The 13,613-nt window shown below is 42.8% G+C and carries 9 protein-coding genes and 3 tRNA genes; 5 read left to right on the top strand and 7 right to left on the bottom strand.

The features are described 5' to 3' along the window. Nucleotides 1-110: 110 nt before the first annotated feature. From BUC10_RS15395 to BUC10_RS15380, 4 genes are all read right to left on the bottom strand, one after another. Nucleotides 111-187: transfer RNA gene (locus BUC10_RS15395), tRNA-Arg, on the bottom strand. 44 nt (nucleotides 188-231) lie between these two features. Next, nucleotides 232-306 (bottom strand) — tRNA-Pro (locus tag BUC10_RS15390). A 22-nt stretch (nucleotides 307-328) separates the two neighbouring features. Beyond that, nucleotides 329-412, bottom strand: a tRNA-Ser gene (locus BUC10_RS15385). Nucleotides 413-525: 113 nt separating this feature from the next. Continuing rightward, nucleotides 526-2,562, bottom strand: a complete 2,037-nt coding sequence (locus BUC10_RS15380) for an HD family phosphohydrolase (RefSeq protein ID WP_073181239.1) — start codon at nucleotides 2,560-2,562, stop codon at nucleotides 526-528. A 111-nt stretch (nucleotides 2,563-2,673) separates the two neighbouring features. Between BUC10_RS15380 and BUC10_RS15375 the strand changes: the two genes are divergently transcribed. Together BUC10_RS15375 and BUC10_RS15370 are read left to right on the top strand one after the other, a co-directional pair. Next, entirely contained in the window at nucleotides 2,674-3,849 is a 1,176-nt protein-coding gene (locus BUC10_RS15375) for an acetyl-CoA C-acyltransferase (protein ID WP_073181238.1), read from the top strand. 19 nt (nucleotides 3,850-3,868) lie between these two features. Continuing rightward, on the top strand, nucleotides 3,869-4,621 hold the full coding sequence (locus tag BUC10_RS15370; protein ID WP_073181236.1) for a C40 family peptidase: 753 nt from the start codon (nucleotides 3,869-3,871) through the stop codon (nucleotides 4,619-4,621). 49 nt (nucleotides 4,622-4,670) lie between these two features. Here the strand turns inward: BUC10_RS15370 and BUC10_RS15365 are convergent, their stop codons facing one another. Beyond that, entirely contained in the window at nucleotides 4,671-5,933 is a 1,263-nt protein-coding gene (locus BUC10_RS15365; protein ID WP_073181234.1) for a tetratricopeptide repeat protein, read from the bottom strand. A gap of 25 nt (nucleotides 5,934-5,958) precedes the next feature. Beyond that, nucleotides 5,959-8,493 (bottom strand): DNA gyrase subunit A, encoded by a 2,535-nt coding sequence (gyrA, locus tag BUC10_RS15360; protein WP_073181232.1) that lies wholly within the window; start codon nucleotides 8,491-8,493, stop codon nucleotides 5,959-5,961. Between the two features lie 261 nt (nucleotides 8,494-8,754). Between gyrA and BUC10_RS15355 the strand changes: the two genes are divergently transcribed. Both BUC10_RS15355 and BUC10_RS15350 read left to right on the top strand, forming a co-directional pair. Continuing rightward, nucleotides 8,755-11,310, top strand: a complete 2,556-nt coding sequence (locus BUC10_RS15355; protein WP_073181230.1) for an ATP-dependent Clp protease ATP-binding subunit — start codon at nucleotides 8,755-8,757, stop codon at nucleotides 11,308-11,310. Between the two features lie 153 nt (nucleotides 11,311-11,463). Then, complete coding sequence (locus BUC10_RS15350; RefSeq protein WP_073181228.1) at nucleotides 11,464-11,883, top strand: STAS/SEC14 domain-containing protein; 420 nt, start codon at nucleotides 11,464-11,466, stop codon at nucleotides 11,881-11,883. Here the strand turns inward: BUC10_RS15350 and BUC10_RS15345 are convergent. Then, nucleotides 11,880-13,415 (bottom strand): bifunctional ADP-dependent NAD(P)H-hydrate dehydratase/NAD(P)H-hydrate epimerase, encoded by a 1,536-nt coding sequence (locus BUC10_RS15345; RefSeq protein ID WP_073181226.1) that lies wholly within the window; start codon nucleotides 13,413-13,415, stop codon nucleotides 11,880-11,882. The genes BUC10_RS15350 and BUC10_RS15345 overlap by 4 nt on opposite strands. Nucleotides 13,416-13,440: 25 nt before the next feature. Here BUC10_RS15345 and BUC10_RS17885 point away from each other — a divergent pair, with 25 nt between their 5' ends. Beyond that, complete coding sequence (locus BUC10_RS17885; protein ID WP_165614918.1) at nucleotides 13,441-13,605, top strand: hypothetical protein; 165 nt, start codon at nucleotides 13,441-13,443, stop codon at nucleotides 13,603-13,605. Nucleotides 13,606-13,613: the final 8 nt, after the last annotated feature.

Raw genomic sequence — 13,613 nt, 5'->3', positions numbered from 1 at the left:
GTCGGGAATTATTCCTTTTAAAGGCATATTTAAGCGGAATTCGACCTCCAATTAAAGATATAAAAATTGCTTGGAAATTAAAAAACCCCAGTAATACTGGGGTTTCGAGGTGGTGATCGCGGCAGGATTCGAACCTGCGACCGTCTGCTTAGAAGGCAGATGCTCTATCCAGCTGAGCTACGCGACCCTGGTCAATAAATAAAAAAAGCCGAATCGCTTGATTCGGCTTTGTCGGGGTGGCAGGATTCGAACCTGCGACCTCCTGCTCCCAAAGCAGGCGCGATAACCGGGCTACGCTACACCCCGTGGTGTTTATGTAAAAGAAAAGCGGAGAGACCGGGACTCGAACCCGGGCAGCACTTACGCGCTGACAGATTAGCAATCTGCTCCGTTACCACTCCGGCACCTCTCCTAACATTTATTATGAACGTACATTTCTAAAAATGCGGATGCAAATGTACCTTTTCAAACAATAGATCGCAACTATTTTTCTGTTTTTTTGGAACCAAATTGACTTAGTCGCTACTACTCAGGGTACTCCACCCTTAAATGGTAAATATTGGTCAGTTTTTGCTTGAGCACTTTCTTCACCTGCTCCATTTCCTTCAGGGTGATGTTCGCATTCAAAAATTGGTTTGCTTGCATTTGACCCTTGACAATTTTCTCTACAAATTCGTCAATGATCATAAAGGTGGGGTTCTTTAAACTTTTGGAGGCAGCCTCCACCGCATCGGCCATCATCAAAATCGCCGTTTCCCTTGAAAATGGAATCGGTCCAGGGTATCTGAAGTTCTTTTCATCTACGGTTTCCTCCAGCTCTTGTTGCTTCTTATAAAAATAGAACACCAAGGTAGTCCCATGGTGGGTACGCAAAAAGTCAATGATTCTATCAGGAAGGTTGTTCTTTCTGGCGATTTCAATGCCTTTGATAACATGATCAATGATGATTTTGGCACTCTCCCGGGGAGGTAGATCATCGTGGGGGTTTACATTGGTTATCTGGTTTTCCGTGAAAAAAGTAGGGTTTTCCATTTTGCCAATATCATGATACAAGGCCCCTACCCGAACCATCATAGCATTTGCACCTATTTCGTTGGCAGCGGCTTCCGCCAAATTGGCCACTTGTAAGGAGTGATGAAATGTACCTGGTGCCTTATCGGACAACTCCTTAAGCAATTTGGAATTGGTGTCCGAAAGTTCCAAGAGGGAAACATCGGAAACAAGACCAAAAATCTTCTCATAAATATAAATCAGTGGTTGGGCAAAGAGGGTCAGCAAACCGTTCAACACAAAAATGCCGAACAGGATCCATTCTATGTTTTCCAGGTTACCCTCATGAATCGCATGAAATGCAAAATAACCGATAATATAAATCAAGGTAATCTGACCAACGGAAATAAACAGGTTGGCCCTTTTATAAAGCTCGGACGCCGTTAGAATGGTTACAATTCCGGCAATGGTCTGTAAAAAGATATACTCAAAACTATTGGGAACTACAAAGCCCAAAATCAATACGGTAAGCACATGGACGAACAGCCCCAATCTCGCATCAAAAAAGTTTTTCAACACCAATGGAAGGATACAGAGTGGCACCACAAAAACATAGCTTTCGTTGTTTTTGACCATCAAGGTAGTGGCCAGAACCATCAAAAGAATATTGACAAAGATAAAAGTAACCTTATTATTGTTCTTAAAAATTTCGCTTCGATATCTTTTAAGAAAAAGAAAGAGCATGATCAGTACCAGGGCAACCAAAATAGTATACCCCAACAGAATGAAATAGTAGTTGTTACCTCTCCATAATTCGGATTCGTATTCTTCCTTAAGAGAATCCAGAATCTTGAAATTCTCAGCTTCCACCACTTCTCCTTTGGCAATAATGAGTCTTCCTTCAGAAACCTCACCTCGGGTAAATGAAATTTTGGATAATTCATCCGCCAGTGCCCTCTCTGTTAATGCTTCATCGTAAAAGGTGTTCGCTTTTAAGAGTCGTTGTACAGTTCCTGCTAAATTTCTTCCTTCAGATGGACTCAAAGACGGCAATATTCGGCTTATTCTTTCCTTAGCCTGTTGGATGCTCAAATACCCCCCCCTAGCCAAAGGTCTGGCCTCATTGTTCTTAATCAACAATATTGAACTCGCCGCCGGCGAATCTTGGAAAATACCATTGCCATAGATACTGTCCACAGCTTTTGAAGCAACCTCCAACAGCGCGGTTTGCTGTCTTTGGGGATACGATGTACTAGAAAACAATTTAATGAGTTCGTCCCTTACCTCTTGCCTAACATCGGAAACAATGGTTTCATCATAGGTATAATAATCGGTTTTATTATCCCTTAACGATTGGCGTTCTGAAGCAATTTCTTCTTGGGTCTTTTTTATGGAAAAATCAATAGGCGCATACAAATTTTCGTATTGCCACGGCTTTCCCTTTTGGAATTCATACTTGAACTTCCCTCCTTTTGGAAAAAAGAAGACGATCAGACCAACGGTTATGAGGTATAGAAAATACTTGTAAGCAAGCGATTGGTGCTTATAAACGTTATCCAAAGTTTTTCCCATACGGCACGGAATTGTCCCAAAAATAGAAAATATAAATAAGAAGTGGGAGCCTTAACAAGGATAGTGCCTACCGTTTAATTTTAGTATTTTCGCATCATTAAAAATGCATAGATGAATAAAGTTGTAATTGTTTCTGCCGCCAGGACACCTATTGGTAGTTTTATGGGTGCGCTATCCACTATAACCGCACCCAAACTTGGATCCATTGCCATAAAAGGAGCATTGGATAAAATTGGACTGGCTCCAGAAAAAGTTGAGGAAGTTTTAATGGGAAATGTTGTACAGGCCGGAACAGGACAGGCACCAGCAAGGCAAGCAGCCCTGTATGCAGGAATTCCAAATTCGGTTCCATGCACCACTGTAAACAAGGTATGCGCATCTGGGATGAAGGCCATTATGCAAGCTGCCCAATCCATTGCCTTGGGAGAAAATTCCATTGTAGTTGCCGGTGGTATGGAGAACATGAGTCTTATTCCTCATTATGCATACATGAGAAACGCAACCAAATTTGGTCCAGCTACACTAATAGATGGAATGCAGAAAGACGGTCTGGTGGATGCCTATGACCAAAATGCAATGGGGGTTTGTGCAGACGCCTGTGCTGTGGAGCACGAATTTAGTCGGGAAGACCAAGATGCTTTTGCCATTCAATCCTACGAGCGCTCTGCAGCAGCTTGGAAAGATGGGAAATTCGCCAATGAGGTAGTCCCCGTTGAAGTACCTCAGCGACGTGGTGAACCGATCGTGGTGGATGAAGATGAGGAGTTCAAGAATGTGAAAATGGAAAAGATTCCCGCCCTTCGACCTGCCTTTACAAAAGAGGGTACGGTTACAGCGGCCAATGCTTCCACGATAAATGACGGAGCCGCCGCAGTGGTACTCATGAGTGCCGAAAAAGCAGCCGAACTCAACCTAAAACCTTTAGCCACAATCAAATCTTATGCGGATGCTGCCCAAGAACCGGAATGGTTTACCACGGCTCCAGCCAAAGCTTTGCCAAAAGCCTTATCCAGAGCTGGAGTGTCTATTGAAGACATCGATTTTTTTGAAGTCAATGAGGCATTTTCAGTTGTTGGCTTGGCCAATATGAAATTGCTGGGGCTGGATGATTCCAAAGTGAATGTTAACGGAGGTGCAGTTTCTTTAGGACACCCTCTTGGATGTTCCGGGGCAAGGATAACAATAACACTGCTCAATGTGTTGGAACAGAACAATGCTAAATTAGGCGCAGCAGGTATCTGCAACGGTGGTGGTGGAGCCTCAGCCATTATTTTGGAAAGAGAATAATTCATCCATTCGGCCACACATGCAATATGGAATCTGCCATCTTAGTATAGTTCCGATAAGAACCCATCCTGATGACAGTGCCGAAATGTGTTCCCAATTACTCTATGGGGAACATGTCAAGGTGTTGGAAAACAGAAAGAAATGGAGCAGGATTCGTACGGCTTATGACAGCTATGAAGGTTGGGTTTCAAATAATCAGTTCACTCTGATTACCGAAGAGGATTACAAGGAATTGGATGCCCAACCAAACCCAACTTTCTCCTCAGATATCATAGCACATGCCTGCGCTGCCGATGGTATGTTGCTACCACTTTTATTGGGGTCAATGGTGTCCTCCGTGCCCCTACTCCAACATCAATTTGAAGGGCACTCCATTTCAGGAAAACAGTCAAAGACCAATCTGGTGGAAACTGCTTTGCTCTACCTTAAGGCGCCTTACCAATGGGGAGGAAAAACACCTTTTGGAATTGATTGCTCCGGTTTCACCCAAATGGTCTATAAGATAAATGGGCATTTTTTAAAGCGCGATGCCGAGCAACAATCACAACAGGGAGAGCCCCTAAGCTTCATAGAAGAGAGTGAGCCTGGAGACCTCGCTTTTTTTGACAATAATGAGGGCATTATAGATCATGTGGGTATTATTTTAAAAGACAACTATATTATCCATGCGCATGGGCATGTTCGGATAGACCGATTAGATCACACAGGTATTTTCAACACCGAGAAAAAACTTTATACTCATAAACTTCGGGTTATTAAGAAGATTCTATAAAAAAAAAGCTCCAAAATTTGGAGCCTTTTTTCTTGTTTGGAAAAGCTTCTTACTCTCCCAATAGTTTTTTAATCCGCATAAAATTATCGGTATCACCTAAGGCACCATAGATATTTTTAAGCTGTGTAAGAACACTTTGGTTATCAGGATTTGATTTCAAAGCATCTTCCAAAATCGTAGCCCCTTCAAGGAAAAGATCATCCTTTTGTTTTTTAAGCTCATCATATCTTGCAATATCAGACCTAGAGCTTCCCAAAGAGTTCATTTCGTCGATAAGTCCATTACCTTCATTCACATAAGTCGTGGAGAGGTTCAGTAATGCATTGATGTATCCGGGGTCGATAGCCAAGGTTTTCTTGTAAGCTTCCCTAGCATCTTCTAGGTTCCCTTGCTCCATATTTATTACACCAATGTTGTACAATAAATCAGCATTATCAGGAGCCATATCTGAAGCTTCCGCCATCAATTCCTTGAATTTCTCCTTGTCGCCCATGGCATAATATAGATTTGCCTCACCAAGTACAAGGTTCACATCATCAGCATCGACCGCTCTGGCATCGGAGTAAGCTGCCAGCGCCTTTTCATTATCTCCCAATTGCTGGTAAATCAAAGCAATATTCTTAACGATTTCGGCACTCTTAGAGGGTGTACGCTCATCTTTTGGGTCTTTGTGCGTTCCAGCCTTTACATATAAATCTCTTGTATTTTGGTCCATGGTTTCCACCTCACCGGTCTCTACATTTACCGCCGTGAAATTTACACCACTACCATCGTAACCGATATCTTTTAGCTCGTTGTAGAATTTTAGGGCTTTTTCATAATGCTGGCCGTTTACTGCGCTACTGGCCGCATAGTATAAGTATAGCGTGTCTGTTGGGCTCAATTTGTAGCTCATATACAACTTGTCCGCAGCTGCCTCAAATTCCTTCTGGTTGTTATCTTCTACAGCAGCGTTTACAAGATCAGCGGTGATTTGAGCAAGTTTTTGGACGGCAACCGTTGTATATTTTTCTTTTCCACTGGCTTCTTCTACAGACACCACTTTGTTAAATGCATCAATGGCGGTTTGGAAAGCATCTCCGTCTCCTTTTTTAGCCAAATCAGAATAGACATTACCCTTAACGGCATAATATTGGGCTTGCAAACGTGCATCGGCCCCATCAATTAGGGAAGCAGCGCTATCGACAGAAGTTTTGGCTGCCTGCGTGTCCCCGGCTTTAAACGCTTTCTCAGCTGCCTTGATCTCATTTTTCTGGGAATACCCCATTGCAGAGATCCCAATGGCAAGTAATATTAAAATCTTAGTCTTCATTTTTAATTCAATTATTAGTGTTTATTTATTCTTCTTTATTGTCATCGGTTGTATTATCAATAGCTGTGCCATCTTCGCCATTTACCTCAATATCAAGTATATCCGCTTCGTCCATGGCATCTTCGTCCTTCATTACTTTCGCTACTGCCGCAATGGAATCGTTCCCTTTTAAGTTGATAAGTCGAACCCCTTGGGTGGCTCTACCCATCACACGAAGATCTTCCACACTCATGCGTATAGCAATTCCAGATTTGTTGATGATCATCAAATCATCCGTATCTGAAACATTCTTTATGGCCACCAAGCCTCCGGTCTTATCCGTAATGGAAATCGTCTTTACACCTTTTCCTCCACGATTGGTTACCCTGTAATCATCTATGGTGGATCTTTTACCATAACCGTTTTCTGACACCACAAGAATGTCATCCTCGAAATTATGGACCGAAACCATTCCTATGACCTCATCATCAGGTCCTGCCAGGGTAATTCCACGTACACCCGCGGCATTTCTACCCATGGGCCTTGTCTTGCCTTCTTCAAAGCGTATGGCCTTACCTGATTTCAGTCCGAGAAATATTTGACTAGTGCCAGTGGTCAGTTTTGCTTCTAGTAACTCATCCTCATCGCGTATCGTAATAGCATTGATACCGTTTTGACGAGGCCTTGAATATTGCTCCAATGAAGTTTTCTTAACCGTTCCCTTTTTGGTTGCCATAATTACGTAATGACTATTTACGTAATCTTCATCTTTAAGGTCCTGCGTACAGATGAAGGCCTTCACCTTATCCTCCTGTTCAATGTTGATCAGGTTTTGAATAGCCCTACCTTTTGAAGTTCTGCTTCCTTCCGGTATTTCATAGACCCGCATCCAGAAACACTTCCCTTTCTGGGTAAAGAAGAGCATATATTGATGGTTGGTTCCAACAAATAAGTGCTCCAAGAAATCCTCATTTCGGGTCGAGGAAGCCTTTTGCCCTACTCCTCCGCGATTTTGGATTTTATACTCTGTAAGCGGTGTCCTTTTGATGTATCCGGCGTGGGAAATGGTAATGACAACCTGCTCATCCGGAATCATATCCTCAATACTTAGGTCACCACCGGCAAAATTGATTTCTGATCTTCGCTCATCCCCATACTTTTCCTTGACCTCGACCAATTCATCCTTGATGATCTGCATTCTTCGCTCTTTCTTATCAAGGATATCCTTAAGGTCCTCAATGGTTTTCAACAGCTCATCATACTCTTCACGTAGTTTGTCTTGCTCTAGTCCCGTAAGTTGACGCAAACGCATCTCCACAATGGCCTTCGCTTGAATTTCGGTAAGCTTGAAACGCTCCATCAAACTGTTGCGGGCTTCCTCCACATTGGAAGAGCCTCGAATAATTGCAATTACTTCATCGATATTATCTGAAGCAATGATCAATCCTTCCAATATATGGGCTCGATCTTCTGCTTTTTTAAGCTCAAACTTGGTTCTGCGGACAACCACCTCATGTCTATGTTCAACGAAGTGATGAATAATCTCCTTAAGGTTCAACAATTTGGGTCTACCATTGACCAAGGCAATATTATTGACACTGAATGACGATTGAAGCGCGGTGTATTTGTAAAGTGTGTTAAGGACAATGTTTGGAATGGCATCCCGTTTTAGGATATAGACAATCCGCATCCCTTTTCTGTCCGATTCGTCACGAATGGCAGAAATTCCCTCTATTTTCTTGTCGTTGATCAGGTCCGCGGTCTTTTTAATCATATCCGCCTTGTTCACCTGATAAGGTATCTCTGTGACAATGATACATTCCCTGCCCTGAACCTCTTCAAAGGTGGCCGTTCCGCGCATGACCACGCGTCCACGTCCCGTATGAAAAGCTTCTTTTACCCCATCATACCCGTAAATAATTCCTCCAGTAGGGAAATCGGGAGCTTTAATATGGGTGATCAACTCATCGATTTCGATGTCCTTATTTTCGATATAAGCAACAGTGCCATCAACCACTTCGGATAAATTGTGAGGCGGCATATTTGTGGCCATACCCACTGCAATTCCCGAGGCCCCATTGACCAAAAGGTTTGGAATTCGTGCAGGGAGCACCGTTGGCTCCTTTAAAGAGTCGTCAAAATTAAGCTGGTGATCTACGGTATCCTTATCAATATCCGCCAACATATCGTCAGCAATCTTGCGCATGCGGGCTTCCGTATAACGCATTGCCGCAGGGCTGTCACCATCAACGGAACCAAAGTTCCCCTGACCATCTATCAGCATATATCTAAGGCTCCATTCCTGGGCCATACGAACCATGGTATCGTAAACCGATGTATCTCCATGCGGGTGATACTTTCCTAAAACCTCACCCACAATACGAGCCGATTTCTTATGGGCACTGGTAGATCTAACCCCTAGCTCGTGCATTCCAAAAAGTACTCTTCTATGAACAGGCTTAAGTCCGTCCCTGACATCTGGCAGGGCACGTGACACAATGACCGACATTGAATAATCAATGTAGGCAGATTTCATCTCATCCTCGATGTTGATAGGAATTAACTTTTCTCCTTCCGCCATGCTAAAATCTTGTTGTTTTTTGTGGTTAAAATATCATGCCAATATACGCAAAATCGTACCTTTCAAAACACTTGCGGCTTACTTTATTAAAAAAATTATCAACAGTATTACTTTCAGCAGTTTTCTGCAAATAAAGCTTTGTTAAAGGCGTATAAAATTGAACTTTATTTCGACTTTTACTACTAGTTTATCGAATATGGGTACGGTATTTGACCTAAGTAAGGATACTTTTATTAATTTTAATTGCTGAAAAGGAAGTGTATGGATGATAATTTTTCCCCAAGAGTAAAAGACGTTATAGCATATAGTAAAGAGGAAGCCCTAAGATTGGGGCACGATTTTATTGGAACGGAACATCTTATGCTTGGTCTTTTGCGGGATGGTAATGGCAAGGCCATTAACATTTTGGACGCACTCGACGTGGATTTGGACCACCTTAGAAGAAAAGTCGAGATTTTAAGTCCTGCCAATCCCAACACCGGAACAATCCAAAAGGACAAGAAGAATCTACATTTGACAAGACAAGCGGAACGTGCCCTCAAAACTACTTTTTTGGAAGCCAAGCTTTTCCAAAGTTCTTCCATCAATACCGCGCATCTGCTATTATGCATCCTAAGAAATGAGAATGATCCCACCACTAAGCTTTTACATAAACTGAAGGTGGATTACGATAATGTGAAGGAGCAATTCAAATCCATGATCACCAGTGATGATGACTATATGGATTCACCACAAGCCGAATCTTTTCCAAGCGACCCGGAAGAAACAGGGGAATCCAAGGAGAGTTCCTTCGGCTCTAGCTCAAGTCAAAAAGGCAGTAAAAAATCGAAGACACCCGTACTGGATAACTTTGGAAGGGACCTTACGCGTCTTGCCGAAGAAAATAAGCTTGACCCAGTTGTAGGTCGGGAGAAGGAGATTGAACGGGTTTCCCAAATTCTAAGTAGAAGAAAGAAAAACAATCCGCTTCTTATTGGAGAGCCTGGAGTTGGTAAGAGTGCTATTGCCGAAGGCCTGGCGCTTCGTATCATCAACAAGAAAGTTTCCAGAATATTATACAATAAGCGAGTAGTTACTTTGGATTTGGCCTCTTTGGTCGCTGGTACCAAGTACCGCGGGCAATTTGAGGAACGAATGAAAGCGGTGATGAACGAGTTGGAGAAGAATGACGACATCATTCTCTTTATAGATGAAATCCATACTATTGTTGGTGCCGGTGGTGCTACAGGAAGTTTGGACGCTTCAAATATGTTCAAGCCAGCTTTGGCTAGGGGTGAGATTCAATGTATCGGTGCCACAACATTGGACGAATACAGACAATATATCGAGAAAGATGGTGCTTTGGAACGTCGCTTCCAAAAAGTAATGGTAGAACCTACCACCGTGGAAGAGACCATCGAGATTTTGATGAACATTAAAAGTAAGTACGAAGACCATCACAATGTCAATTATACGGATGATGCTATTGTGGCGTGTGTAAAGTTGACCAACAGGTATATGACCGATCGCTTCCTACCGGACAAGGCAATTGATGCTTTGGATGAAGCAGGTTCACGAGTTCATATTGTGAACATGGATGTTCCCAAACAGATTTTGGAGTTGGAAAACCAACTTGACGACGTTCGGGAATTGAAAAACAGTGTGGTCAAAAAACAGAAGTACGAAGAAGCAGCTAAGCTTCGCGATGATGAAAAAAGACTAGAAAAGGAACTGGCCTCAGCCCAAGAACGCTGGGAAGAGGAAAGCAAGTTGCATAGAGAGACAGTTTCTGAGGACAACGTGGCCGATGTGGTTTCGATGATGAGCGGCATTCCAGTCAATCGGATTGCACAGACAGAGAGTAATAAATTGGCCGAACTTCCGGATTTAATCAAAGGATTTGTTATCGGACAGGATGAGGCAGTAGCAAAAGTGGCCAAGGCCATTCAGCGTAACAGGGCTGGGCTTAAGGACCCTAACAAACCAATTGGTTCATTCATTTTCTTGGGTCAGACCGGTGTTGGTAAAACACAGTTGGCCAAAATCTTGGCCAAAGAGCTCTTTGATTCCGAGGATGCCTTGATTCGTATCGATATGAGCGAATACATGGAGAAATTTGCCATTTCGCGGCTAGTAGGCGCACCTCCTGGGTATGTAGGATATGAAGAAGGCGGACAGCTAACGGAAAAAGTTAGACGTAAGCCATACTCGGTAATTCTTCTGGACGAGGTGGAAAAAGCGCATCCCGATGTGTTCAATATGTTGCTCCAGGTCTTGGATGACGGCTACCTAACGGATAGCCTCGGAAGAAAGATTGACTTTAGGAATACCATCATTATCATGACTTCCAATATTGGAGCGCGTCAATTGAAAGATTTTGGACAAGGTGTAGGTTTTGGAACTGCGGCTAAAAAGGCCCAAGCAGATTCCCATCAGAAGAGCGTTATTGAAAATGCCCTTAAAAAAGCTTTTGCACCGGAGTTCTTGAATCGTATTGATGATGTTATCGTATTTAATCCATTGGAGCGAGAGGATATCCATAAAATCATTGATATTGAACTGGACAAATTGTTCAAACGTATCAAGGAGATTGGTTATGATTTGAACCTATCCAAAAAGGCGAAGGACTATATCGCTGAGAAAGGGTTCGACAAGCAGTATGGAGCCCGTCCGCTAAAGCGTGCCATTCAGAAATATATTGAAGATGCCTTGGCAGAGGAAATCGTGAATTCCAAATTGGACGAAGGGGATAGCATCTTTATGGATTTGGATGAAAAGAAGGAGGAGCTCACGATCAAAATCAAAAAGAAGGAAAAATCTCCCGAAGCGGAGCAATAAATTTACCCAAGTTAAATCTGAAAGAGCTGGCAAATGCCGGCTCTTTTCTTTCAGTGATACCGCTTATACGATATTTGAGCGTTTAATCTAAATTATTTCGGCCCAGATGCACTTCCCCATACCTTCGCAAGGAGACACTATAATTATTGGGGAATGAAATTTGCTTCTACTAAGAAAGCTATTATCGTACGTGAATATCAGTTGGATATTGGAACCGTTCAGGTTTATGACAACTATATGATCGCTACATTTGAAGAGGGTGCTACATTAACCCTTGAACGAGCTTATCAAATTATCGGAATATCAGAAATTCACTTTAGGGACAAAGATTTTGGATATATCAGCCTTCGCAAGAATTCCTATGCCGTCGACCCCACAATTTATAACTATCTAAGAGGTATGCAGAATCTTAAGGCCTTTGCCATTGTTTCCAAAAAGGAAATTGACATGCATAACTTTAAGATAGAAAAGTTGTTCTACAAGAAGAATATGGAGTTTTTCATAGAATTTGACAATGCCCTTGCTTGGGTAAAAAAACGACTTAAGCGGGGTAAAAAGAAAGACAACGCTTAAGATTCAGGTACCACTTCTGCCTCCGGTCTCTTAAACAATTCCATATAGGCATTCCCAATATTTTCGATGATTCCAGTTGCCTTTAAAGCATCATAGCTCATTTTGGAGGCACCTATGTCGCCTGCCAAGCCATGAAGATAAACTCCAAAAACCGCAGCCTGCAAGGGTAGATATCCTTGGGCCATCAGCCCCGTTATCATTCCTGTAAGTACATCCCCACTCCCGGCCGTGGCCATCCCGGGGTTCCCCGTACTGTTCACGTAACCCTTACCATCGGATAAAATCAAGGAATGCGCCCCCTTTATTACTAAAATGCATTGATTCTCTTTGGAAAATGCCTTGGCTTTTTCCAACTTGTCAAAATCATCCTTCCACTCCCCCACCAACCGTTCCAATTCTTTTGGATGCGGCGTCAATACGGATTGCTTGGGAACATGCTTAACAAACTCCGGATGCTTGGCCAAAATATTCAATCCATCCGCATCAATGACCATTGGCGCATCATTGTTTTTCAGGAATTCCCCAAAGGCCTTAACGGACTTTTCATGGGTGCCCAAACCCATCCCTATCCCAATGGCATCAGGATGAAAAGGCACCTCAATCTTTGATATATATTCATCCTCTTCATCCGTAAGGACCATGGCCTCCGGCAAGGCAGTTTGAAGCGAGTGGTAGCCGCACTCCGGCACGTAAGCGGTAACCAGACCGCTTCCAACGGTTAAGCAAGCATTTCCTGCCATCTGCACAGCTCCTATTTTCCCATAACTGCCGCCCACAATCAATGCGTGCCCGTAGGTTCCTTTGTGCGAGAATTTAAGTCGAGGCCGATAAATTGGTAGGACATCGGGTTTTACCAAGAACTCGTACTCAGTTTCCTCGGTATGCATGAATTCCGCATCCAGGCCAATATCCAAAAGTTCCCACTGGTTTTGATATACACCGGTCTCAGGAAGGAAAAAAACCAGTTTGGGGACCTGAAAACTCAATACGTAGCTAGCCCTAATCACATGATCGGTATTCCATGGAATTCGGTTCCCTGGAAGTCCGGATGGTATATCAACGGCCAAAACAAAGGCTTGCGACGCATTGATATGCAAAATAAGCTTGCCTACCCATTCGCTGGGAGCCCTGTTCAATCCAATCCCAAAGATGGCATCCACCACAATATCGTTGGGAGCAATTTCCGGCATCACACAATCGTCGTTCAAAAATTCTGGCCAAATTTTACGGTCCTTCAAACGCTCTAAGTTCAAAAGAAAATCTTTGGAGCGTTTTTCACTATAGTTGACCACATGCACCTTGATATTATATCCTGCTTCCTTTAAGAGCCGCGCCAGTGCAATTCCATCACCACCATTATTTCCAATTCCGCAGAACAATTGAATGGTTACCTCAGCACCCTGAAGTCTGGAATGCATCCATTCAAAAAGTTGTGTTGCTGCCCTTTCCATGAGGGCATCGCTAGGAATTTGCTGTTTTGCTATTGTGAATTTGTCAGCCTTATAGATTTGCTCTGCGGTAAAAATTTTCATTCAATAAGAAAAATTAACAATCGCTATGGATTTCGTAAAAATTTTAGAATCATTTGAAGAAGCTACCAAAAGTACTACTTTTGATGTTGAATTTAGTAAGATGCAATTCAAACAAACGGATATTGAACTTTTTAAGATGAACACTTCTTCATCCATCTTCACGTTGACTACCATCACCCCTTTGGGGTAGTCTATATT

The organism is Flagellimonas flava, assembly GCF_900129665.1.
Taxonomy (GTDB): domain Bacteria; phylum Bacteroidota; class Bacteroidia; order Flavobacteriales; family Flavobacteriaceae; genus Flagellimonas; species Flagellimonas flava.
This window is presented reverse-complemented; position numbering and strand designations above follow the sequence as displayed.

What these genes read in the sequence shown, in the direction of transcription:
- BUC10_RS15350 (WP_073181228.1), top strand. Translation starts at nt 11,464, where the DNA reads ATGAAATTTGCTTCTACTAAGAAAGCTATTATCGTACGTGAATATCAG.
- BUC10_RS15365 (WP_073181234.1), bottom strand. Translation starts at nt 5,933, where the DNA reads ATGAAGACTAAGATTTTAATATTACTTGCCATTGGGATCTCTGCAATG.
- BUC10_RS15345 (WP_073181226.1), bottom strand. Translation starts at nt 13,415, where the DNA reads ATGAAAATTTTTACCGCAGAGCAAATCTATAAGGCTGACAAATTCACA.
- BUC10_RS15380 (WP_073181239.1), bottom strand. Translation starts at nt 2,562, where the DNA reads ATGGGAAAAACTTTGGATAACGTTTATAAGCACCAATCGCTTGCTTAC.
- BUC10_RS15370 (WP_073181236.1), top strand. Translation starts at nt 3,869, where the DNA reads ATGCAATATGGAATCTGCCATCTTAGTATAGTTCCGATAAGAACCCAT.
- gyrA (WP_073181232.1), bottom strand. Translation starts at nt 8,493, where the DNA reads ATGGCGGAAGGAGAAAAGTTAATTCCTATCAACATCGAGGATGAGATG.
- BUC10_RS17885 (WP_165614918.1), top strand. Translation starts at nt 13,441, where the DNA reads ATGGATTTCGTAAAAATTTTAGAATCATTTGAAGAAGCTACCAAAAGT.
- BUC10_RS15375 (WP_073181238.1), top strand. Translation starts at nt 2,674, where the DNA reads ATGAATAAAGTTGTAATTGTTTCTGCCGCCAGGACACCTATTGGTAGT.
- BUC10_RS15355 (WP_073181230.1), top strand. Translation starts at nt 8,755, where the DNA reads ATGGATGATAATTTTTCCCCAAGAGTAAAAGACGTTATAGCATATAGT.